This window comes from Actinoplanes sp. GCM10030250, assembly GCF_042666575.1.
Lineage (GTDB): Bacteria > Actinomycetota > Actinomycetes > Mycobacteriales > Micromonosporaceae > Actinoplanes.
In genome coordinates this window covers 151,694-172,256 of record NZ_JBHTDO010000007.1, presented here as the reverse complement: position 1 = coordinate 172,256, position 20,563 = coordinate 151,694, and the positions used below count along the sequence as shown (strand labels likewise).

Below are 20,563 nucleotides of genomic sequence, written 5' to 3'. Positions count from 1 at the left end.
CGTCCCATGAACGTTAGCGTTGAAGACGATGGCCACCACATTCGCCGATCAACTCAGGTCGCTGCCGGACGAGGCTCTGGGCGCGCTCATTCAACTGCGCCCCGACCTCGTCGTGCCGGTGCCCGCTGACATCTCGGCCCTCGCCGTACGCGCACAGTCCCGCAACTCGGTCTCCCGGTGCCTCGACGGGCTGGACGAGTTCACCCTGCTGATCCTCGACGCGGCCCGTCTGAGCCGTGCCGCCGACACCGCCCTGACCTCGGTGGACGCGATTCTCGAGCTGACCACCGAGGTCACCGCCGATGACGTACGCGTCGCGATCGACCGCCTGCGCGTCCGGTTCCTGCTGCACGGGCCGCCGGAGGCGCTGCAGGTCGTCGGTGCCGTGGACGAGGTCACCTCGCCCTACCCGGCGGGCCTCGGCCGGCCCGCCGACTACCTGGACGTGCAGGCCGCGGTCCTCGTCGCCGACCGGGCGAAACTGCGCCGCACGGTGCTGGCCGCACCGTCCGGTGCCCGCGCCGTGCTCGACCGCCTGGCCGCGGGTCCCCCGATCGGGGCACTGAACAGGACCACCCTCGAACAGAACACCGTCGCCGAGCCGGTGCGCTGGCTCGTTGATCAGCACATCCTGGTCCCGGTCTCCGAGGCCGGCCGGGCGCCGCGCCCGGACGGCGAGCTGGTCGAGCTGCCCCGCGAGGTGGGCATGCTGCTGCGCCGCGACACCGGCCCGCTCGGGCTGCTGCGGCCGTTGCCGCCGATCCCCGAGGGCCCGGTCCGCGACCGCAAGTCCGCCGACTCCGCCGGAACCGGCCAGGCCATGGAGGCCGTCCGCGCCACCGAGGCGATCCTCGAGGCACTGGCCGCCGAGGCCGCCCCGGTCCTGCGCACCGGCGGTCTCGGTGTGCGCGACCTCAAACGGCTGGCCCGCGCCGCCGGTCTCGACGAGCCGGGTGCCGCGCTGCTGATCGAGATCGCGTACGCGTCCGGCCTGCTCGGCGAGTCCGAGGTCAGTGCCGGCCGCGCCGCCGGCCCCGCCCAGGACCTCTTCCTGCCCACCGGCGCGTACGACCTGTGGCGTGCCACCAGCGTCGCGCAGCGCTGGGCCGTGCTGGTCCGTGCCTGGCTGGCGATGACCCGGCAGACCGGGCTGATCGGCCGCCGCGACGAGCGGGACCGCCCGATCAACGCGCTCGCACCGGACGCCGAACGGGCCGGTGCGCCGCAGGCCCGCCGGGAGGCCCTGACCGCGCTGGCCGACCTGGAGCCGGGCGCGGCTCCCGCTGTCGACGATCTGCTCGCTCTGCTGGCCTGGCAGGCCCCACGCCGGGCCCGCGGGCGGGAAGGCGCCCACCGGGACGCGTTCACCGGCGCCGCACTGCTGGGGCTGACCGGGCTCGGTGCGCTCACGTCGTACGCCCGCCTTTTGCTCTCGGAGCGAGAACCCGACGAGGATGACCCGCTGGGGGTGCATCCGGAGGATGCCTCCGCCGACGCGATCCGCGCGCTGGACCAACTGCTCCCCGCGCCGGTGGACCACTTCCTGGTGCAGGCCGACCTGTCGGTGGTGGTGCCCGGCCCGCCGGAGCCGGAACTCGGCGCCGAGCTCGACGACATCGCCGAACCGGAGTCGGCGGGCGGCGCGAGCGTGTTCCGCGTCACTCCGGCCAGCCTGCGGCGCGCCCTCGACGTCGGCTACCGCGCCGACGACCTGCACACCCTCTTCCGCCGCCGGTCACGCACCCCGGTTCCGCAGACGCTGAGCTACCTGATCGACGACACCGCCCGCAAACACGGCGGCCTGCGCAGCGGCTCCGCCGGCTCCTACCTGCGCAGCGACGACGAGGCACTGCTCGCCGAGGTCCTGGCCGACAAGCGGCTCAGCTCGGTGGACCTGCGCCGCATCGCACCGACCGTGCTGGTCAGCCCGCGCCCGGTGGCCAGGCTGCTGGGCGCGCTCCGCGACGCCGGCTACGCCCCGGTCGCCGAGGACGTCGGCGGCGCGACGATGCTGTCCCGCCCGAAAGCGCGGCGCTCACCCTCCCGCACGCTCCGGATCGCCGAGCCCCCCGGCCCGCCCGTCCTGGCCGGCCCGCGTCTCGCCGGCGTCGTCGAACAGCTGCGGCGCGGCGACATCGCCACCCGCGCGGCGCATCGGGCCCCGGTCTCCGTGCGCGCCGCCCAGGGTCAGGCGGTGCGGGGACTCACCGCGGTGCAGCAACACTCGCAGGCCATGGCGGTGCTCCAGCAGGCGGTCCGGGACAAGGTCAAGGTCTGGGTGGGGTACGTGGACTCGCACGGCGCCACACTGTCGCGCCTGGTCAGGCCGGTCTCACTCAGCGCCGGATATCTCCGGGCGGAGGACGAGCGCGGGGAGAGCCTGCACACCTTCGCCCTCCACCGGATCACCGCCGCCGTCACGGAGGAATAGTCCCGCGGTGTAGTGCTGGGTCGTGCACCCCCGTTGACGCACGACCCAGCACACCCGTCACGAGTTACACGCCACAGCACTCGGAAATGTTGCACCGAATTTCGTGGCAGACTGGATGGTCAGGTTTTTCTCGCTGCGGAAGGTGTACGGGTGAGCGGCGGACCACTGATCGTGCAGTCGGACAAGACTCTTCTCCTGGAGGTGGATCACCCGGACGCGAAGGCGTGCCGGATGGCGATCGCGCCGTTCGCGGAGCTCGAGCGGTCCCCCGAGCACGTCCACACCTACCGATTGACGCCTCTGGGCCTGTGGAACTCGCGGGCCGCCGGGCACGACGCCGAGAGCGTCGTCGACTCGCTCATCAAGTTCTCCCGCTATCCGGTGCCGCACGCCCTGCTGGTGGACGTCGCCGAGACGATGGACCGGTACGGCCGGCTGCAACTGCTCAACGACCCCGTGCACGGGCTGGTCCTGCGCGGTCTCGACCGGATCGTGCTGGTCGAGGTGGCCAAGTCGAAGAAGCTGGCCGGCATGCTCGGCGCGCGGCTCGACGACGAGACCATCGCGGTGCACGGCTCCGAGCGGGGCCGGCTCAAGCAGGCGCTGCTCAAGCTGGGCTGGCCGGCCGAGGACCTGGCCGGTTACGTGGACGGTGAGGCGCACGAGATCGAGCTCGCTCAGGACGGGTGGACGCTGCGGTCGTACCAGCAGGAGGCGGTGGACGGCTTCTGGGCGGGTGGCTCGGGTGTCGTGGTGCTGCCCTGCGGTGCGGGCAAGACGCTCGTCGGTGCGGCCGCGATGGCCACGGCCAAGGCGACGACGCTGATCCTGGTGACGAACACGGTCGCCGGCCGGCAGTGGAAGCGTGAGCTGATCGCCCGCACCTCGCTGACCGAGGAGGAGATCGGGGAGTACAGCGGCGAGCGCAAGGAGATCCGCCCGGTCACGATCGCGACGTACCAGGTGCTCACCTCGCGGCGCGGCGGTGCCTTCACCCACCTGGACCTGTTCGGCGCCCGGGACTGGGGCCTGGTCATCTACGACGAGGTGCACCTGCTCCCCGCGCCGATCTTCCGGTTCACCGCGGACCTGCAGGCCCGGCGCCGGCTGGGGCTGACCGCGACGCTGGTGCGTGAGGACGGCCGCGAGGGCGACGTCTTCTCGCTGATCGGCCCGAAGCGGTACGACGCACCGTGGAAGGACATCGAGGCGCAGGGCTGGATCGCCCCGGCCGAGTGTGTCGAGGTCCGGGTCACGCTCACCGACGCGGAGCGGATGGCGTACGCGGTAACCGAAGCCGAGGAGCGTTACCGGGTGGCGGCCACCGCCCGGACGAAACTGCCGGTGGTCAAGGCTCTCGTCGCCAAACACCCCGGCGAGCAGGTGCTGGTCATCGGCGGTTTCCTCGACCAGCTGCACGAGCTGGGCGAATACCTCGACGCCCCGATCGTGCAGGGCTCGACGACGAACAAGGAGCGCGAGCGCCTCTTCGACGCGTTCCGTGACGGTTCACTGCGGACGCTCGTGCTGTCGAAGGTCGGCAACTTCTCCATCGACCTGCCCGAGGCGGCGGTGGCGATCCAGGTCTCCGGCACGTTCGGCTCCCGCCAGGAGGAGGCGCAGCGCCTCGGCCGGGTGCTGCGGCCCAAGGCCGACGGCCGGCAGGCGCACTTCTACACCGTCGTCTCCCGGGACACCATCGACACCGAATATGCGGCCCACCGTCAGCGATTCCTCGCCGAGCAGGGGTACGCCTACACGATCGTCGACGCCGACGACGTCCTCGGCCCGCCGCTGCCCCAGGTGGACTAGGGCGCTAGATAGTCGTTCCCCACTGGAGCGACAGGGTGGTCGCCGCCCGCTCGGCCCGGATCTCGACGAGGTCGCCCAGGATGATCGCCCGGTCCGCAACGACCGGGCGGTCGTCCGCCGCGAACGTGGTGCGCTCGCTGACGAACACCGCACTGCCGGCCGGCCGCTCCAGATGGGCGGCGAGCGCCTCGTCCAGCAGTCCGGGAATGATCCGTTCGACGGCACGCACGATCGTCACCCCGGCTCCGGCGAGCGCGGCATAGAGCGAGGTCGTCCGGTAATCCGCACCGCTGAGCGCCTCGGCGTACGGCTCGGGCACCCACGACGTCTGATGGATCACCGGCCGCCCGCCGAGCAGCCGCAGGCGTTCCAGCCGGAGCACCTGCCCCTCGGCCGTGAGGATCCGCCGGACCGGCCCCGGCGCCGCCGACACCACCGCGCCGAGCACCTCCGTCGACACCTGGTGACCCTGGTCGCGCAGGTCGTCGACGAAGCTGCGCAACGTGTCGACCCGATAGGCGGCCTGCACGGGCGCGACGAACGTGCCCCGGCCGGCCTGCTGCAGGATCAGCCCGTCGTCACGCAGCTCCTGGAGAGCTTGACGCAGCGTCATCAGCGTCACGCCGTACCGGGAACTGAGCTCCCGCTGCGCCGGCAGCGCCTCACCGGGCCGATACTCCCCCGCCCGAATCTTGGTCGCCAGGTCCGCGGCGATCCGCCGATAGGCGGGCACCCGCGGCGCTGTCGACTCCGTCATGCGCCACAGTCTGTCCCATCCCCGCCCACCGGCCCGTGCAGACCCGCCTCAGCGTCAGGTGGGGACGGCGGGGCCGCCTTCGCACAGGCCGGCCAGCAGGTCGCCGTGTTGCTCGACGCGTGCCAGGACCTCGTCCGCGCCGAACTGGCGGGCCTCCATCTCGCCGGTTCCGATGGCGATGACCTCGTCCCAGGTGAGCGGCGCCGAGGCGGTCGGCCGTTCACCCGCGCGGAGCGAGTAGGGCGTCACCGTCGTCTTGGCCGCGTTGTTCTGGCTCCAGTCGATGAAGATCTTTCCAGGCCTGATGGCCTTCGCCATCTTCGCGGTGATCGAGCCGGGGACCATCGCCGCCAGTTCGTCGGCGACCTTTTTGGCGTACGCGGAGACGACCTCCGCGTCCTGAGAGCCGGAGACCGGGCAGCACAGTTGCATGCCCTTCTTGCCCGACGTCTTGGGGTAGGCGTCTATCCCGTCGTCGGCGAGACGGTCCCGCATCAGGGTCGCCACCGCGCAGCACTCCTTGAGCCCGGCCGGTGCTCCCGGGTCGAGGTCGACGACCATCAGGTCCGGGCCGGCACCGATGCGCCACTGCGGGGTGTGCAGCTCGATCGCCGCCAGGTTGGCGAGCCAGACCAGGGTGGGCAGGTCGTCGACGACCACGAACTCGATGGTCTCGCGGCTCTTCGTGGATCCGGGCACCGGCAGCGTCTCGAGGCGGACCCAGTCCGGCGTACCCCCGGGTTTGTTCTTCTCGAAGAAGTGCACGCCCTCGACGCCGTTGGGGTATCGGATGCGGGTGGCGGGCCGGCCGCGCAGGTGGGGCAGCATCACCGGCGCGATCCGGGTGTAGTAGTCGATCACCTCGCCCTTGGTGAAGCCGGCCACCGGGTACATCAGCTTGTCGAGATTGGAGATCTCGATCTCACGGCCGTCGATCCGCGCCACGAATCGGTCACGAGGCATCCTCGGCACACTCCTCGGGCGTCTTGTCGTCACGCAACCGGAGAAATCGGGGGAACCGCAGTCTGCGGTCGGGTGTCTGGTTGCCGTATCGGATCTCGGCGACCAACTCCGGTCGTACCCAATGGGCCCCTCGCGAATCCTCACGCGGCACCGCCCCGGGTGCGAAAGGTGAATCACCGGCCGCGAGGGGTTCCAGCCGCGCCAGCAGCTCCTTCTCCTTGACCGCGCCGATCCCGCCGCCGACCCGCCCACGGAAGGCCAGCCCGTCCGGCGTCGGTACGCCCACCAGCAGCCCGCCCAGCTTGCGCGCCCCCGCCCGCCACCCGCCGATCACGTAGTCGCCGGTCTGGTCGAACTTCACCTTGACCCAGTCCGCCGACCGGCGCCCAGGCAGATAGACCGAGTCGGAGCGCTTGGCCATCACGCCCTCGAGCTGGTTCTCGCGGGCCGCCGCCGCGGTGGCCGCACCGTCACCGAACGACGGCGGCACCATCCAGCGCGGCCCGGCCAGGTCGAGGTCCTCCAGGCGTTCCCGGCGGGCCAGATAGGGCAGACCGGTGTGGTCGATCCCGTTCAGGAAGAGCAGATCGAAGATCATGTACGTCACGGGCGTGGTCGCCGCCAGCCGGGCCGCCCGAATCGGATCCCGGACGTGCATCCGCTCGGCAAGCGCGGTGAAGGACGGCCGCCCGTGTGCGTCGAAGACCACCATCTCGCCGTCGAGGAGTGTCCCCTCGGGAAGGTGCAGGTCGGCGATTTCCGGGTAGGCGGCTGTCACCACGGCTCCGGAGCGGGCGAACAGCTGCGGTGGACCGCCCGCGAACAGTGACAGGACCCGGACGCCGTCCCACTTGAACTCGTAGCTCCAGTCGGAACCCACCGGCAGTCCGCCCGCGGTCGCGAGCATCGGGGACAGGGGCGGACCCGGCACCCGATCACCATAGACAGAAGCGTTCACCTTACGCAGGCGTCTCAGTGATGCCATTCTGATCAGGGGTCCGGACACTCGATCTCGATGAGGAGTCGAACATGCGAGCGATCTGGAAGGGCGCTGTCTCCTTCGGTCTGGTTTCGATCGCGGTGAAGCTGTACTCGGCAACCGAGGAGAAGGACATCCGTTTCCACCAGGTGCACCGCACCGACGGTGGCCGTATCAAGTACCAGCGAACCTGCTCGGTCGACGGCGAGGTGGTCACCTACGACGACATCGCCAAGGGGTACGACATCGGCGGCGGCGAGATGGTGATCCTGACCGACGACGACTTCGCCGATCTTCCACTGAGTACCTCTCGTGCTATCGACGTGCTGGAGTTCGTCCCGGCCGAGCAGATCGACCCGATCCTGTTCGCCAAGGCGTACTACCTCGAGCCCGAGGGTCAGGCCGCCAAGCCGTACGTGCTGCTGCGTGACGCGTTGCGCGACGCCGACCGGGTGGCCATCGTCAAGATCGCGATCCGGCAGCGGGAGCAGCTGGCCACCCTGCGGGTCCGCGACGACGTGCTGGTCCTCAACACCATGATGTGGCCGGACGAGGTCCGCACCCCCGACTTCGGCTTCCTCGACGACGACATCGAGACCCGGCCCGCCGAGCTGGCGATGGCGAGTTCGCTGATCGACTCGATGGCCGGCAGTTTCAAGCCCGACGAGTTCACCGACAACTACCGGGCGGCGCTCCAGGAGGTCATCGACGCCAAGGTCGAGGGCCGTGAGGTGGTTCAGCCGGAGGAGGCCGAGGATGAGCCGGCCGCGGCGGTCGACCTGATGGCGGCACTGAAGGCCTCGGTGGAACGGGCCCGCAAGGCCCGCGGCGAGGACGAGGCCCCTGCTGCCGCCGCTGCCCCTGCCGCTGCGAAAAAGGCTCCCGCGGCCAAGAAGGCGACCGCGGCCAAGAAAGCTCCCGCCAAGAAGGCTCCCGCCAAGAAAGCAACAGCGTCCTCGAAGCCCGCTCGCAAGTCCGCATGACTACTCTCGTCCCGACTACTCTCGTCCCGTGGCATTGACGTGGGCAGAGTCTTACCTGGGCAGGGTGCGGGCGAGCGTCGGGGACACCGACACGATCTTCTTCGTGGGGGCACGGACCGTGCTCCTCGACGACCAGAACCGGCTGCTGCTGATCCAGCGCTCGGACAACCATCGCTGGGCGATCCCGGCCGGGGCGATGGAGCTGGGCGAGAGCATGGAGGAGTGCGCGGTCCGGGAGTTGTGGGAGGAGACCGGGCTCCGGGCGACATCGCTCACGCCGTACGCGTTCTACACCGCGTACACCTACACCAACGAATACCGCCACACGTACCAGCAGGTGCTCATGACCTTCGTGGTGCACTCCTGGGAGGGTGAGCTGCTCCGGCAGACCGACGAGAGCGTCGACGCGGGCTTCTTCCCCCTGGACGCACTGCCCGGACCGAAATCGTTCATCGTCGGCGAGGCCCTGGCCGACCTCGAGGCATTCCGGACCACGGGCCGCCTCGTCATGAAGTGACCATGACGTAAATCGCGATGCGGGTACGGGGTGACCTCAGGCAGGATGGCCTTCCGTGACATCCCGTAAACGCCGCTTCGCGCTGGATCTGACCCCGTTACGAACCTCCCGGGACTTCCGGCTCGTCTTCACCGGCGGCGTGGTGACGGCCTTCGGCTCGTTCATCAGCTATGTCACCATCCCGTTCCAGGTCGCCGCCATGACCGACGACCCGCTGATGGTCGGCCTGATCGGGGTCTGCGAGCTGGCCCCTCTGCTGATCATGTCGTTCGTCGGCGGCGCGCTCGCCGACTACATCGACCGCCGCATCCTGGTCCGGGCCAGCGAGGCGGCCCTAGCCCTGATCTGCGGCATTCTGCTGATCAACTCGCTGTCCGAGACCCCGCACCTGTGGTTGCTCTACGTAGCGGCCTTCTTGACCGCCGCCGTCGCCGGGTTGCAGCGCCCCGCGCTGGAGGCGATGGTCCCCCGCCTGGTGAAGCCGGAAGAGCTACCGGCGACGATGGCACTCCAGTCACTCGGCATGCAGTTCGCCCAACTCTTCGGCATGCCGCTGGCCGGAATCCTGCTGGCCAGCTTCGACCTGGCCTGGGTGTACGCGTTCGACCTGCTCACCTTCGCCGTCTCCCTGGTCTGCCTGAGCCTGGTCCGCGCCGTCCCGCCGCCACCGGCCGCCGACCGCCCGTCACTGCGCAGCGTCGTCACCGGCCTGAAGTACGCGAAGTCCCGCCCCGAACTGCTCGGCACCTACCTCGTCGACATCAACGCCATGTTCTTCGGCATGCCGTCGGCGCTCTACCCGTTCCTCGCCAACAAACTCGGCGGCCCCCAGGTCCTCGGCCTGCTCTACGCCGCCCCCGCCGTCGGATCGCTGCTCGCCACGTTCGGCTCCGGCTGGACCTCCCGGGTGCACCGCCATGGCCTCATGGTGCTTGTCGCCGCCGGCTTCTGGGGCGTCGGCATCATCGGCGTCGGCCTCTCCGGCACCCTCTGGCTCACCCTGTGCTGCCTGGCCTTCGCGGGCGCCGCCGACATGATCTCGGGCATCTTCCGCATGATCATCTGGAACCAGACGATCCCCGACCACCTGCGGGGCCGCCTGGCCGGCATCGAGATGCTCTCCTACACCACCGGCCCCCTGCTCGGCCAACTCCGCGCCGGCGCGATGGCACGAACCGGCCTCGGCGTACCCGGCGCCATCTGGCTGGGCGGTGTCCTCTGCGTGGCCGGCAGCGTCGTACTCGCCGCGGCACTGCCCAAACTCCTCCGCTACAACGGCGAGAACGGCATGGCCCTGAAGAAAGCCGCCGACGAGGAATGGGCCGCCGCGGCAGCAGACCGCGCGTAACAGTTCCGGACAGCAGGCGAGCGCCCGTGCCGGATCGCGGCCCGGGCGCTCGTGCCCCTGAAAAGTGCCTTGCCCAGCAGTCTTCCGCTGCCTGCTCGTCCCTTTCCAGCCCTTCCGGCAACTATTGTCCGCCGGACCCACCAGCCTTGTCCGATCGGCCATCACGAAAGAGCCGAAACGCCTTTGCCACTTTCCGCTGGGGGCAAGCGAGTGGCGCACGACCGGGGCCGTGCGCCACAGAAGCTCACTTCACGCGTACGCAAAAAAGCGTCTTGCCTCAAGCGGTTGCTGCGCCAAACTCCTGGCTTGAGCGGTGCCGCACCCGGCTCCTGCCTTGAGCGGTTGCCGCACTCGGCTCCTGCCTCAGGCTGGTTGCTGCGCCGCGACTCGGTCCACGAGCGCCTCGCAGAAGGCCGGCAGATCGTCGGGGTTGCGGCTGGTGATCAGGCCGTCGTCCACGAAGACCTCCTCGTCCACCCACGTCGCACCCGCATTGACCAGGTCCGTACGCAAGCTGGGCCAACTGGTCAGCGTGCGGCCGTCGACGACCCCGGCCTCGACCAGGGTCCACGGGCCGTGACAGATCGCCGCGACCGGCTTGCCCGCGGTGAAGAAGTCACGGACGAAGCGCACCACGTCCGTGTCGACCCGCAGGAAGTCGGGGTTGGCGACGCCACCGGGCAGGACCAGCGCGTCGTAGTCGGCGGCGTCGGCCTCGCTGACCTGCCGCTCGACCGGATAGGTGCCGGCTTTGTCCATGTGGTTGAGTGCCTGGATCTCGCCGGTCTTGATCGAGACGAGTTCCGCCGTGCCGCCGGCCGCCTCGACGGCCTTGCGCGGCTCGGTGTACTCGACCTCTTCCACGCCGTCGGTCGCCAGGAAAGCCACGCGCTTCCCCTTGATCGATACGGTCATCGTGTGCTCCTTCCGAACACCGGGGGCGTTCACCGTCGCTGATTGCGGCGACCGCCCCGCTCATCGAGGGCGATTGCGGTCACCGTTCTTCAGTTGCGGTTCCCGGCGACGGCGCGGGCAAACGCCGGAGCGTCACCCATGGCGATCTTGCCGCCGAACCAGGCGCCGTATCCGGCCAGCACCAGGGCCAGCAATTCGACGACGAACAGCCCGCCGCCGAGCGCGCGGTCGGGTGCTTGCATGCGGAGCATCAGGATGACCGCGAAGGTCACCAGCACGCCCATGTTGAGCAGGGCACGCATCACGCCGAGTCGGCGCGCGCCGGAATGGCGCACGAACATGACGTCAACGGCGCCGGCCAGCGCGGCCAGAAGACCGGCCACCAATCCGGCCACGATGTTCCAGTAGGCCAGTGCGCCGAGAATGCTAGGTCCCCCTAGCAAGTCGGCCATATCGAACATTCCCGCCATCGCGAAGAGACCGAGCGGGAACATCACCAATATCGGCTGCACCGCCTGGCCCGCGACAATCAATCGGCTCTCCATCCGGCTATCGCCCTTCCCACCTGCAAAGATACAGGTTCGTCGCGGCATCCGGGGTTGAGCTACCCGCTCCCACACGGGCCGAAACGCCGCGGCACGACCCGAGTCGGACACCACAGCACTCCGAGGGAGCTTGTACGCAGTCTGCAACATGGCAGATTGAACGGTGGCGAGTAGCCGAGTGGCGTGGTTCACTGCTAGTAGAGCAACAAGGGCGGAGTTGGAGGGAGAGACAAACAACGGCACCCGGCGGCAAACGGGTGCCGTTGTCCGCCTCTGGCTCCGACCACTGATCCACCGTAGGCAATGCACTTTGAAAGCACTGCGACCTGCAGGTTTTTTGATCACTGAGACGGGTTCTCCGTCGAACAGAGACTCCGTTCATTGCGGCACGAGCGAGGCGGGGATGTCTCTCGCGCCAATGGTGGCCCGCTGTTCTCCTCCTCGCAAGGAAAAGCGAAGAGGAGTTCGCCATGCGCACACGCACCTACTATGACGGACCCGACGCCAAGGTGACCGATGACCAGTTCGTCTGGCGGACCAGCTCCGCACAGCGGGTCTTCGTCATTCACCATCTGCGTAATGTCGGCCTCGTTCAGACTCCGGCCCGCGTCCGGCCCGTCGCTCCCGCCCTCGCCGGCCTCACTGTGTTCGCCGCGGCGGCCGGGTGGACCCTGCTGTCGGACCCCGCCATCTACGTGATCGGCTTCCTCGTCCTGGCTACACCCGCTGTAGCGGCCAGCTGGCGCCAGCCACGCCACTGGGAGCTGCACGCGCAGTATCGCGACCGGGCCGTGGTGCTCTACTCGTCCTCCGACTCCCGAGTCTTCAACCAGGTCAGCCGCGCGCTGCGCCGGGCCATGGAGGACACGCGCCGCACCTCTTGGGGATATGGCCTGGCCGCCGCGTGACCAGGCCATTCGCGAGGACCTCTCGGGTGAGATCTCTATTTGATCAAAACCGCACCTTGCACCCGTCGTTCTGATAGGACAGTAATTAAGATGTCCGCGACCTCGCTGCCTGCCAACTAGCAGACAGCGAGGTCGCAGATAGCAGTACCGCCGACACTCTCGGTGACACTTGACTTCGACGATGAAGGACTCATGGCTGAGGGCGACTCGCCTACGATCGCGCGCCGACGGGTGCGACTCGCGCTCCGTGAGGCGCGGGAGCGAGCCGACTTCACCCAACTTCAGGTCGCCGAGGCGATGGAGTGGTCGCTGAGCAAGGTGATCCGGATCGAGAACGGGGATGTCAGCATCTCCCCCAACGATCTGCGGCCCCTGCTCGCCCACCTCGGCATCAGGGACAGAACCGTCATCGCCTCGATGCTCGCGGACACCCGCATCGCGCGTACCCGGCAGCGGCAGGCGTGGTACCAGACGACGGAATTTCGCGATCAACTCACCGACTCGATGCGTAAACTGATCGAGTACGAGGGCGAGGCCGACGAGATCCGCTCGTACTCGATCTATTACATCCCGGGTCCCCTGCAGACGACCGCGTATGCGACCGCCCTGATGACCCGCTACGAGGACGAACTCAGCGAGGACCAGCGCCGGCGGCGCATCGAGGCCCGGATGCTGCGCCGCGAGGCACTGCTCGCCCGGGCCCGCGGTGGAGTGCAGTTCCTGCTCATGCTCGACGAGTCGGTGCTGCGGCGCACCATCGGCGGCTCCCGGGTCTTCGCCGATCAACTGCGAGACCTGATGCAGCACGCCGAGGAGGGCACTATCCGGATTCGGATGGTGCCGTTCTCACTGGACGCCCCGGTGACCAACAACGCCAGCTTCGACCTGCTCGCCCTGAGCGAGGGCGAGGTGCTCTACCGGGAAACCGGACTGAGTGACGAAATGATTGAGGACCGTGAAGTGACCGCGAAACATCGCGCTCGTTACGACAAGGTCTGGGAGGACGTCGCAGATGAGCGAGACACGATCGAATTCATCCAGCGGCAGATAGTAATTCTCGAGGACGGCACGAGCGATCGGCCGCCTGGGGACAATCGATAAAACCAAGGCCGCGGCCGTATTCGCCGGTCCGGCACCAACCGTGGAAGGTCCACAATGGTAGAGATTAACGTGCCCGCATGGCGCAAGAGCAGCCGCTGCGGAACGTCAACCTGCGTCGAGGTTGCCAAGGTCGACGATCAGTACATGATTCGTGACTCGAAGAACCCCGAGGCCGCGGCTCTGAGTTTCACGAAGGCGGAGTGGGACGCGTTCGTCGAGGGTGTCACCGCGGGCGAGTTCCGCTTCTGAGAGTCGTCGGCCTGCCCGCTCTGCGCTAATCGACTCCGATGCGGAGCGGGCCGGTCAAAAAATTCACAAATGACATTTTTGATACCGAATGGACGCCGCATACCTCACATTTGAGGTGATAAGCGGCGTCGTGTCGTTTTCATTCATCCTGCACCTGTAGCTCATTCGCTTACCGTGGATTCGAACCGTCACGGAGGTGCACACACATGATCAAACCGACGGAACAGCCGCACTGGCGTCGTAGCGGTCAATGTGCCAGTGGAGCATGCGTCGAGGTGGCGCGGGTCGGGGACCAATTCCTCATCCGCGACTCGAAACGGCCAGGGTTCGCTCAACTGAGCTTCACCAGGGCCGAGTGGGACGCGTTCGTCGCAGGAGTCAAGGCCGGCGACTTCGGTTTCGAATGAGTTCGCTTCTGCCGGAGCAGCCGGATGTCGCGGGCCGAGCGCGGCATACTGCAGAGGTGGACGGCTACGCACGCGCCACCGACATCGACCGCTTCGCTCTCCTGCACGAGGCGGCCGAGGACCTGTTGGACGAGCTCACCGACCGTTACCAGGTGGAACGGCGGGAGAGCAAAGAGACGTTCGGGCTCGACGAAGCGCTCGTGCGTACCGTCCGGCTGATTCCCCGCGTGCCCACGGCGGCACCGCTGGCGATCCACTTCACCGGTCCCGGGTTGATCCTGCGGATCGGGCGCTGGTGGACCGAATCGCTGCCGGCCTGCCCGTGCGACACCTGCGGTGAGGATCCGAAAGAACTGTCCGAGAAGTTGCGCATCCACGCGGCAGCGCTGATCGAGGGTGGGCTCTGGGAGCGCGTCCGCCGCGGGATGAGCGGGTCCTGGTTCGAGACCAGGCTTATCGGTACCGGGGTGAAGCTGAACCGGGAAGGGCCGCTCTCCGCGGCCGGAGCCCGGGACGCGCGCCGCGGCGGTTTCGCCGCACCGGTGCAATGGGCGCCCTGGCAACTACGCAACTGATCTTTCGACCCGAGCGCTCGACCAGCGGTCGGCCGGGCATCCCCCGGCCGGCCGCACAGGTACCGTGACCTGTGAACCTTCCTCACCATTTCACGGGGCGGCACTTGAACACAGTCATGGTGACAAATCTGCGGGCCTCCACCCGCGCCGTCTACATCTCCTTCATCTTCCTCGGCGTTGCCATGGCGAGCTTCGCCGCCCGCATCCCGCAGATCCGCGACGAACTCGGGCTCACACCGTCCCGGCTCGGGCTGGTGCTGCTCAGCATCGCGGTCGGCTCCATCACCTCCCTGCCCCTCGCCGGGCAGATCGTCGGGCGCTTCGGCTCCCGGCGCACGGTCGCCGCGATGGCCGTCCTGCTCGCCGCGGGGCTCACGGCCGTGGCGGTCGGATACCAGTTCGGCGTGATCCCGGTGCTCGTCGGCCTCTACCTGTACGGCTTCGCCACCGGCGCCTGGGACGTCGCGATGAACGTGCAGGGCACGATCGTCGAGCGGGGCCTGGAACGGTCGATCATGCCGCGGTTCCACGCCGGCTACAGCGTCGGAACGGTCGCCGGGGCACTGGCCGGGGCGGGCGCTGTGGCGCTCGGAGTCTCAGTCACCGCCCACGTGACCTTCTGCTGCGTCCTGGCTGCGGTGGCCGTGATCGCCACGGTCCGGAACTACCTCCCCGACGACCCACCCGAGCCGTCGGAGAAGAGCGGGCTACGCCGTACCCTCACCACCTGGCGCGAACCACGCACCCTGCTGATCGGTGTCTTCGTGCTGGCCTTCGCCTTCACCGAAGGCGCCGGCATCGATTGGATCAGCGTCGCGATGATCGACGACTACGGCACCTCCGCCGCGGTCGGCACCCTGGCGTTCGCCGTCTTCCTCGCCGCCATGACGATCGGCCGCTGGTACGGTCCCGCCCTGCTGGACCGCTACGGCCGGGTCCCCGTGCTGCGGGGCATGGCGGTGGCCGGTCTGGCCGGCCTGGTCCTGTTCGTCTTCGGCGGGCACCCCGCTCTCGCGTTCGCCGGCGCCCTCCTCTGGGGCCTAGGCGCGTCCCTCGGCTTCCCGGTCGGCATGAGCGCCGCCGCCGACGAGCCGGCCAGGGCACCCGCCCGCGTCGGCGTGGTCGCCTCCATCGGGTACTGCGCGTTCCTCTGCGGGCCGCCCTTGATCGGCCTGCTCGGGGATCACGTGACGGTGCTGAAGGGCTTGCTCGCGGTGGCGGTCCTGCTGGTCCTGTCGATCGTCATCACCCCGGTCCTGCGTCCGCCCGCGGAGAGCCGGTAAAACAGTCGCTCGAACCTGCTTCTCAGCAGGTCCGAGCGACTTTTGAGCAGTTGGCTCTAGGTGAAGTAGAGCCGGCCGAGTCCGTCGGGGACCTGGAGACCGTGGTAGCGGCCGTAACCGGTGGTGACAGTGCGGCCGCCGTCGAAGCCGCCGGTAGCGGTGTTGAGGCGGACGTTGACGTCGGTGCCGTCATGGATGACGAGGTCGTCCTTGCTGTCACCGTTGTAGTCGGCGAAGTACAGCTGACCGAGCCCGTCCGGGACCTGAAGGCCGTGGTAGCGGCCGTAACCAGTGGTGACAGTGCGGCCCGCGTCAAAGCCCCCGGTTTTGAGGTTCAGGCGAACGTTGATGTTGGAACCGTCATGGACGACGAGGTCGTCCCGGTGGTCGCCGTTGTAGTCGGCGAAGTACAGCTGACCGAGCCCGTCCGGGACCTGAAGGCCGTGGTAGCGGCCGTAACCGGTGGTGACAGTGCGGTTCGCGTCGAAGCCACCGGTATTGAGGTTCAGGCGAACGTTGACGTTGGAACCGTCGTGAATGACGAGGTCGTCCCGGCCGTCGCCGTTGTAATCAGCGAAGTAGAGGCGGCCGAGCCCGTTGGGGACGTGCAGGCCGTGATAGCGGCCGTAACCGGTGGTGACAGTGCGGCCGCCGTCGAAACGGCCGGCACCGGTGTTGAGCCGGACGTTGACGTTGGAGCCGTCGTGGACGACGAGGTCGGTCCTGTGGTCGCCGTCATAGTCGGCGAAATAGAGTTGGCCGAGCCCCTCGGTGACGTCGAGACCGTGGTAGCGGCCCCATCCGGAGGTCACCTCGGAGCCGGCGTCGAAGCCGCCGCTGCTCACGCCGTTGCGGATCGCCACCACCGAACCGGAGTGCACAACCAGATCAGCCTGGGCGTCACCGCTGAAGCTGTCGAAGGTGCCCACCGCCCAGCCGTCGGCCACCACCTGCGAGAGCCCGGCGAAGTACGAGTTGGCCATGGTGACGTATCCGGCGTTGTTGGGGTGCAGCCGGTCGTACATCTGCGCCGGGGTGACCGGCATATCGACGTACCGGACCTTGTTGCCCTGGCCGGCCTCGTTCGAGGCGATCTGCCGCGCGCCGGCGTTGACGGCGGTGATCTTGTCTTCGAGGCCACTGACCTTCGGGATGAGGCCGCTCAGCACGATGGTGACGTCCGGACGGTTGAGGATGATCCGATTGACCAGGTCGGTCAGGCGGCTCACCGCGGTCGCCGCGCTGACCTGATCCTTGTTCAGGTCGTTGATCCCGGCGTGCAACAGCACGACGTCCGGCTGCTCGGTGCGCATCCAGGTGTCGATGTTGCTGCGCATCTGAGCGATCGTCCAGCCGCTGTGGCCCTCGTGGTCCATGTCAGCCATCGGGGCGTCGCTGGTCATGGAACCGACGTAGTCGATCGTGTACCGGCCCTGATCGGATACGAGGTTCAAGAGCCGCGGCCGGTAGCCGTACTGCGGGCTGCTTCCGACGCCGAGGGTGATGGAGTCGCCCAGGGGCATCACCTTCAGGTGGGTGATCGTCTGGGCCTGGGCCGGTGAAGCCGGAAGCACGATGGCGATCGTCGGTAGCACGGCAGCGAGCAGCGCCGTGGCAAGGCGAAGGGACTTCATTCGGCTCCGATGCGATGAGGGGTGTGACCCGCCGGATCACTGGCGGGGTGGTGGCAGACGGGAGCGCCGGCCGTCGCAAGGGTGCGAAGAAGTGCCCCTCGGCGCCGTGTCGGCGGCGAGGAATCGAGCGCGTACATGGTTCCCCCGTGTTGCCTGCGACCGTTTCAGCACATCGGTGGTCGTCACCGATGCGCGGCGGTCGTGCGGGCAATCTACCGTTGAAGATCAGTAGATTTCGACCCGTGAATGGACGGCAGGGATCACGCGAATGTCGCGGACCCGGTCGGCGACGAGGGCGGGACCTCGGGGAAAAGGCAAAGCCCAGGTCGATGACCTGGGCTTTCACTCTGAGCCGCCTGACGGAATCGAACCGTCGACCTACGCATTACGAGTGCGTCGCTCTAGCCGACTGAGCTAAGGCGGCAACGAGAGTCAGTGTACGGCATCGGCCAATTCGGTCTTGGCGGGGTACGTCGGTTGTCGTACGCCGTGACTAGTGTGCATGTCGTGACGGACGACAAGTCGATACCGATCGTTCTCCGGCAGGGTCCGGCCGAGTCCGAACCGACCGTGCCGGACAGGCCGAGCAGCCTCGATCCACAGGAGCTCGGGTTCACCCCGAAGGGGCCGATCGGGTGGCTGGCGCCGTTGCTGCTGCTCAGCACCGGGCTGCGAGCGCTGCTGGCCATCCTCTTCGGTGCCTACCTGGACAAGCGTGAGCTGCAGAACGCGCTGGACGGTGACTTCTTCGATCACTCCGCTACCGCCGACGGCGACATCTGGCTGGACTATGTGGCCGACCTCGGGGACGGGTTCGACGCGACCTACTCGGTCGCCTGGCTGCTGGCGCAGCCCGAGTTGGAGATCGGCGGGGAGCGGCTGCCGCGGGGGCGCCTGCTGCTGATGGGCGGCGACCAGGTCTATCCCCTGGCCAGCGGCGACGGTTACGAGAACCGGATGAAGGGCCCGTACCGCGCGGCCCTGCCGGAGGCGCCGGCCGGGGTGCCGCGGCCGACGCTTTTCGCGCTGCCGGGCAACCACGATTGGTACGACGGACTCACCGCGTTCCTCCGGCTGTTCGCCCGCCGCAAGGATGGCCACATCGGCGGCTGGCGTACCGAGCAGCGCCGATCGTATTTCGCGGTGAAGCTGCCCGGGGACTGGTGGCTGTTCGCGGTGGACGAGCAGTTCGGGGCGTACATCGACGACCCGCAGCTGCTCTATTTCGAGAAGGCGGCCCGGGAGGTCGGGCCCGACGACCGGGTGATCCTGATGACGCCGTCGCCGACCTGGGTGAAGGCCGTCGACGAACCGGAGGCGTATGACGCTGTCGACTACTTCATCCGGACCATCCTGGCGCCGACTCAGGCGCACGTCCGGGTGCTGGTGTCGGGCGATCTGCACCACTACGCGAGGTATACCGGGGAGGACCGGGAGCTGATCACCTGTGGGGGCGGCGGGGCGTACACGCTCGGCACGCAGGGCCTGCCGGAGGAGATCACGGTGCCGCCGCGGGAAACGCTGACCAGGAGCAAGAGCCGCAGTCGAGCGTACGGCCTGGTGTCCCGCTTCCCGGATGCGCCCACCTCGCGCAAGCTCGGCTGGGGTGTCTTTCACCGGCTGCCGCGCCGCAACCCGGGTTTCGCCACGATGCTGGGCATCCTCCAGACGCTGACGATGCTCGCGATGGCCGGCGCCGCCAGCGAGGGCGGGATCATCCAGCGGCTGTTCAGCATCCCACTGGTGCTCATGCTCGTTCTGATCATGGCCGCGACCATCCTGTTCGCGAAACCGCCCGGTGCCGCGTCAGCCAAACACGCCCGGCACTGGATTCTCGGTGTGTCACACGGGCTGGCCCAGATCGCGCTCGCGGCCGGGGGCGCCTGGGTGTGGATGCAGTTCCCGTTCCGGGAATGGCACTGGCCCGGCCCGCTGGTGGTGGCCGCGGTCGTCTACGGCCCGCTGATCGCGATCGTCTCGACCCAGTTGTGCGCCGTCTACCTGCTGATCGCCGCCGGGCTCGGGGTCAACCTGAACGAGCTTTTCGCCGGTCAGAGCATCGAGGACGGCAAGAGCTTCCTGCGCATGCACATCAAGGCGGACGGGACGCTCACCATCCACCCCCTCGGCGTCGACCAGATCTGCAAGAAGTGGGTCGCCGACCCGGCGGGCGGTTCGCAGGCGCCATGGGTGCGTCCGGAGACACCACTTGTCGTCCGCCGCATCGAGGACCCGATCGTGGTCGCCGGACCGCACGCACCACGGCCCTAGCTGTTTCGACCGGCGCTAGGCGCTGGGCGATTCGCCGTATTGGGCGTCGTGGGCCTGGCGCGGGCCGCAGACCGAGGCTCGGCTGCATGTGCAGCGGGAGCCGTCGGCGTCGAGTCGTACGACGAGCGAGTCCTTCGGGACGCTGTGCGCGACGACCCGGCCGTCGCCCTCGGGCGTGGTGACCCGGGTGCCGACCGCCGGCGCGGTTGCCTGGAAACTCTGGTAGAGCGGGTGTTCGTACTTCAAGCAGCACATCAGCCGCCCGCAGGCGCCGGAGATGCGCAGCGGGTTGAGTGGCAGGTCCTGGTCCTTTGCCATCCGGATGGTGACCGGCTCGAAGTCGGTGAGGAACGTGGCACAGCAGAGGTCGCGGCCGCAGGAACCGATCCCGCCCTGTACGCGCGCGGAGTCGCGGGCAGACAGCTGGCGCAGCTCGACCCGGCAGTGCAGCGTCGCTCCGAGGTCGCGGACCAGCGATCGGAAGTCGACACGGTGCGGCGCGGTGAAGTAGATCGTCGTACGCGCGCTGGCGGTGCCGTTCTGCTCCAGGACGTGATCGACGGCGACCACCTTCATCGGCAGCTCGTGCGCCTTGATCAGTTTCTTGGCGGCGACCTTCGCCTCCGCCTTGCGTTTGCGCAGCAACTCGTCGCGCCGCATATCCCGCTCGTCGGCGAGACCGACGACCTTGGGGAACCCGTCGGTTTCCTCGTCGACCCATTGCGGCGCCCAGACGCACTCCGCCACCTCTGGACCGTCGTCGGTCGGGACCAGCACCCGGTCTCCGACTGACGGCGTGAACCCGTTCGGGTCGAGGTAGTAGAGGCGGCCGTACCGGTTGAAACTGACCGCGCACAGCATGCCCATGGGACAACCCTACGACCG

The 20,563-nt window shown here is 68.4% G+C and carries 19 protein-coding genes and 1 tRNA gene; 12 read left to right on the top strand and 8 right to left on the bottom strand.

Annotated features, from left to right (window positions below):
* Window positions 1–28: 28 nt before the first annotated feature.
* Complete coding sequence (locus ACFQV6_RS12635) at window positions 29–2,431, top strand: helicase-associated domain-containing protein (protein ID WP_378027602.1); 2,403 nt, start codon at window positions 29–31, stop codon at window positions 2,429–2,431.
* Window positions 2,432–2,581: 150 nt separating this feature from the next.
* On the top strand, window positions 2,582–4,243 hold the full coding sequence (locus ACFQV6_RS12630; protein WP_378027601.1) for a DNA repair helicase XPB: 1,662 nt from the start codon (window positions 2,582–2,584) through the stop codon (window positions 4,241–4,243).
* Between the two features lie 4 nt (window positions 4,244–4,247).
* On the opposite strand, the gene ACFQV6_RS12625 is transcribed toward ACFQV6_RS12630, so the two are convergent.
* The 3 genes from ACFQV6_RS12625 to ligD (ACFQV6_RS12615) are packed head-to-tail and all read right to left on the bottom strand — an operon-like array spanning window position 4,248 to window position 6,894.
* A complete protein-coding gene (locus ACFQV6_RS12625; RefSeq protein ID WP_378027600.1) occupies window positions 4,248–5,000 on the bottom strand; it encodes a GntR family transcriptional regulator in 753 nt (250 codons plus the stop codon).
* 54 nt (window positions 5,001–5,054) lie between these two features.
* The gene (gene ligD / locus ACFQV6_RS12620; RefSeq protein WP_378027599.1) at window positions 5,055–5,963 is read right to left on the bottom strand and encodes a non-homologous end-joining DNA ligase; all 909 of its coding nucleotides are present in this window, start codon (window positions 5,961–5,963) and stop codon (window positions 5,055–5,057) included.
* Window positions 5,953–6,894, bottom strand: a complete 942-nt coding sequence (gene ligD / locus ACFQV6_RS12615; RefSeq protein ID WP_378027598.1) for a non-homologous end-joining DNA ligase — start codon at window positions 6,892–6,894, stop codon at window positions 5,953–5,955. The genes ligD (ACFQV6_RS12620) and ligD (ACFQV6_RS12615) overlap by 11 nt, the downstream gene beginning before the upstream one ends.
* A gap of 98 nt (window positions 6,895–6,992) precedes the next feature.
* Here ligD (ACFQV6_RS12615) and ACFQV6_RS12610 point away from each other — a divergent pair, with 98 nt between their 5' ends.
* Genes ACFQV6_RS12610 through ACFQV6_RS12600 form a run of 3 tightly spaced genes read left to right on the top strand, consistent with a single transcriptional unit; the run spans window position 6,993 to window position 9,790 of the window.
* Window positions 6,993–7,925: a Ku protein gene (locus ACFQV6_RS12610; RefSeq protein WP_378027597.1), complete on the top strand. Its 933-nt coding sequence runs from the start codon at window positions 6,993–6,995 to the stop codon at window positions 7,923–7,925.
* A gap of 28 nt (window positions 7,926–7,953) precedes the next feature.
* Window positions 7,954–8,442 (top strand): NUDIX domain-containing protein, encoded by a 489-nt coding sequence (locus ACFQV6_RS12605; protein WP_378027596.1) that lies wholly within the window; start codon window positions 7,954–7,956, stop codon window positions 8,440–8,442.
* 55 nt (window positions 8,443–8,497) lie between these two features.
* The gene (locus ACFQV6_RS12600) at window positions 8,498–9,790 is read left to right on the top strand and encodes an MFS transporter (protein WP_378027595.1); all 1,293 of its coding nucleotides are present in this window, start codon (window positions 8,498–8,500) and stop codon (window positions 9,788–9,790) included.
* A 363-nt stretch (window positions 9,791–10,153) separates the two neighbouring features.
* On the opposite strand, the gene ACFQV6_RS12595 is transcribed toward ACFQV6_RS12600, so the two are convergent.
* Together ACFQV6_RS12595 and ACFQV6_RS12590 are read right to left on the bottom strand one after the other, a co-directional pair.
* Window positions 10,154–10,705 (bottom strand): type 1 glutamine amidotransferase domain-containing protein, encoded by a 552-nt coding sequence (locus ACFQV6_RS12595; protein ID WP_378027594.1) that lies wholly within the window; start codon window positions 10,703–10,705, stop codon window positions 10,154–10,156.
* An 89-nt stretch (window positions 10,706–10,794) separates the two neighbouring features.
* Window positions 10,795–11,250, bottom strand: a complete 456-nt coding sequence (locus ACFQV6_RS12590) for a DUF2231 domain-containing protein (protein WP_378027593.1) — start codon at window positions 11,248–11,250, stop codon at window positions 10,795–10,797.
* A 470-nt stretch (window positions 11,251–11,720) separates the two neighbouring features.
* On the opposite strand from ACFQV6_RS12590, the gene ACFQV6_RS12585 reads away from it, so the two are divergent.
* The 6 genes from ACFQV6_RS12585 (at window position 11,721) to ACFQV6_RS12560 (ending at window position 15,773) form a co-directional block, all read left to right on the top strand.
* A complete protein-coding gene (locus tag ACFQV6_RS12585) occupies window positions 11,721–12,158 on the top strand; it encodes a DUF6232 family protein (RefSeq protein WP_378027592.1) in 438 nt (145 codons plus the stop codon).
* A gap of 231 nt (window positions 12,159–12,389) precedes the next feature.
* The gene (locus ACFQV6_RS12580; RefSeq protein ID WP_378027591.1) at window positions 12,390–13,259 is read left to right on the top strand and encodes a helix-turn-helix domain-containing protein; all 870 of its coding nucleotides are present in this window, start codon (window positions 12,390–12,392) and stop codon (window positions 13,257–13,259) included.
* 54 nt (window positions 13,260–13,313) lie between these two features.
* On the top strand, window positions 13,314–13,508 hold the full coding sequence (locus ACFQV6_RS12575; RefSeq protein ID WP_378027590.1) for a DUF397 domain-containing protein: 195 nt from the start codon (window positions 13,314–13,316) through the stop codon (window positions 13,506–13,508).
* A 206-nt stretch (window positions 13,509–13,714) separates the two neighbouring features.
* Window positions 13,715–13,915 (top strand): DUF397 domain-containing protein, encoded by a 201-nt coding sequence (locus ACFQV6_RS12570; RefSeq protein ID WP_378027589.1) that lies wholly within the window; start codon window positions 13,715–13,717, stop codon window positions 13,913–13,915.
* 56 nt (window positions 13,916–13,971) lie between these two features.
* The gene (locus ACFQV6_RS12565) at window positions 13,972–14,490 is read left to right on the top strand and encodes a DUF6226 family protein (protein ID WP_378027588.1); all 519 of its coding nucleotides are present in this window, start codon (window positions 13,972–13,974) and stop codon (window positions 14,488–14,490) included.
* Window positions 14,491–14,606: 116 nt separating this feature from the next.
* On the top strand, window positions 14,607–15,773 hold the full coding sequence (locus ACFQV6_RS12560; protein WP_378027587.1) for an MFS transporter: 1,167 nt from the start codon (window positions 14,607–14,609) through the stop codon (window positions 15,771–15,773).
* A 56-nt stretch (window positions 15,774–15,829) separates the two neighbouring features.
* On the opposite strand, the gene ACFQV6_RS12555 is transcribed toward ACFQV6_RS12560, so the two are convergent.
* Both ACFQV6_RS12555 and ACFQV6_RS12550 read right to left on the bottom strand, forming a co-directional pair.
* The gene (locus ACFQV6_RS12555; protein ID WP_378027586.1) at window positions 15,830–17,407 is read right to left on the bottom strand and encodes an FG-GAP-like repeat-containing protein; all 1,578 of its coding nucleotides are present in this window, start codon (window positions 17,405–17,407) and stop codon (window positions 15,830–15,832) included.
* Window positions 17,408–17,757: 350 nt separating this feature from the next.
* Window positions 17,758–17,831, bottom strand: a tRNA-Thr gene (locus tag ACFQV6_RS12550).
* 83 nt (window positions 17,832–17,914) lie between these two features.
* On the opposite strand from ACFQV6_RS12550, the gene ACFQV6_RS12545 reads away from it, so the two are divergent.
* On the top strand, window positions 17,915–19,678 hold the full coding sequence (locus tag ACFQV6_RS12545; protein ID WP_378027585.1) for a metallophosphoesterase family protein: 1,764 nt from the start codon (window positions 17,915–17,917) through the stop codon (window positions 19,676–19,678).
* A 15-nt stretch (window positions 19,679–19,693) separates the two neighbouring features.
* On the opposite strand, the gene ACFQV6_RS12540 is transcribed toward ACFQV6_RS12545, so the two are convergent.
* The gene (locus ACFQV6_RS12540; RefSeq protein ID WP_378027584.1) at window positions 19,694–20,545 is read right to left on the bottom strand and encodes a stage 0 sporulation family protein; all 852 of its coding nucleotides are present in this window, start codon (window positions 20,543–20,545) and stop codon (window positions 19,694–19,696) included.
* Between the last annotated feature and the right edge of the window lie 18 nt (window positions 20,546–20,563).

Excerpts from the sequence above, each read along its gene's own strand:
- ACFQV6_RS12635 (WP_378027602.1), top strand. The coding sequence starts at position 29 with ATGGCCACCACATTCGCCGATCAACTCAGGTCGCTGCCGGACGAGGCT.
- ACFQV6_RS12625 (WP_378027600.1), bottom strand. The coding sequence starts at position 5,000 with ATGACGGAGTCGACAGCGCCGCGGGTGCCCGCCTATCGGCGGATCGCC.
- ligD (WP_378027599.1), bottom strand. The coding sequence starts at position 5,963 with ATGCCTCGTGACCGATTCGTGGCGCGGATCGACGGCCGTGAGATCGAG.
- ACFQV6_RS12610 (WP_378027597.1), top strand. The coding sequence starts at position 6,993 with ATGCGAGCGATCTGGAAGGGCGCTGTCTCCTTCGGTCTGGTTTCGATC.
- ACFQV6_RS12595 (WP_378027594.1), bottom strand. The coding sequence starts at position 10,705 with ATGACCGTATCGATCAAGGGGAAGCGCGTGGCTTTCCTGGCGACCGAC.
- ACFQV6_RS12590 (WP_378027593.1), bottom strand. The coding sequence starts at position 11,250 with ATGGAGAGCCGATTGATTGTCGCGGGCCAGGCGGTGCAGCCGATATTG.
- ACFQV6_RS12585 (WP_378027592.1), top strand. The coding sequence starts at position 11,721 with ATGCGCACACGCACCTACTATGACGGACCCGACGCCAAGGTGACCGAT.
- ACFQV6_RS12575 (WP_378027590.1), top strand. The coding sequence starts at position 13,314 with ATGGTAGAGATTAACGTGCCCGCATGGCGCAAGAGCAGCCGCTGCGGA.
- ACFQV6_RS12570 (WP_378027589.1), top strand. The coding sequence starts at position 13,715 with ATGATCAAACCGACGGAACAGCCGCACTGGCGTCGTAGCGGTCAATGT.
- ACFQV6_RS12560 (WP_378027587.1), top strand. The coding sequence starts at position 14,607 with ATGGTGACAAATCTGCGGGCCTCCACCCGCGCCGTCTACATCTCCTTC.
- ACFQV6_RS12555 (WP_378027586.1), bottom strand. The coding sequence starts at position 17,407 with ATGAAGTCCCTTCGCCTTGCCACGGCGCTGCTCGCTGCCGTGCTACCG.
- ACFQV6_RS12540 (WP_378027584.1), bottom strand. The coding sequence starts at position 20,545 with ATGGGCATGCTGTGCGCGGTCAGTTTCAACCGGTACGGCCGCCTCTAC.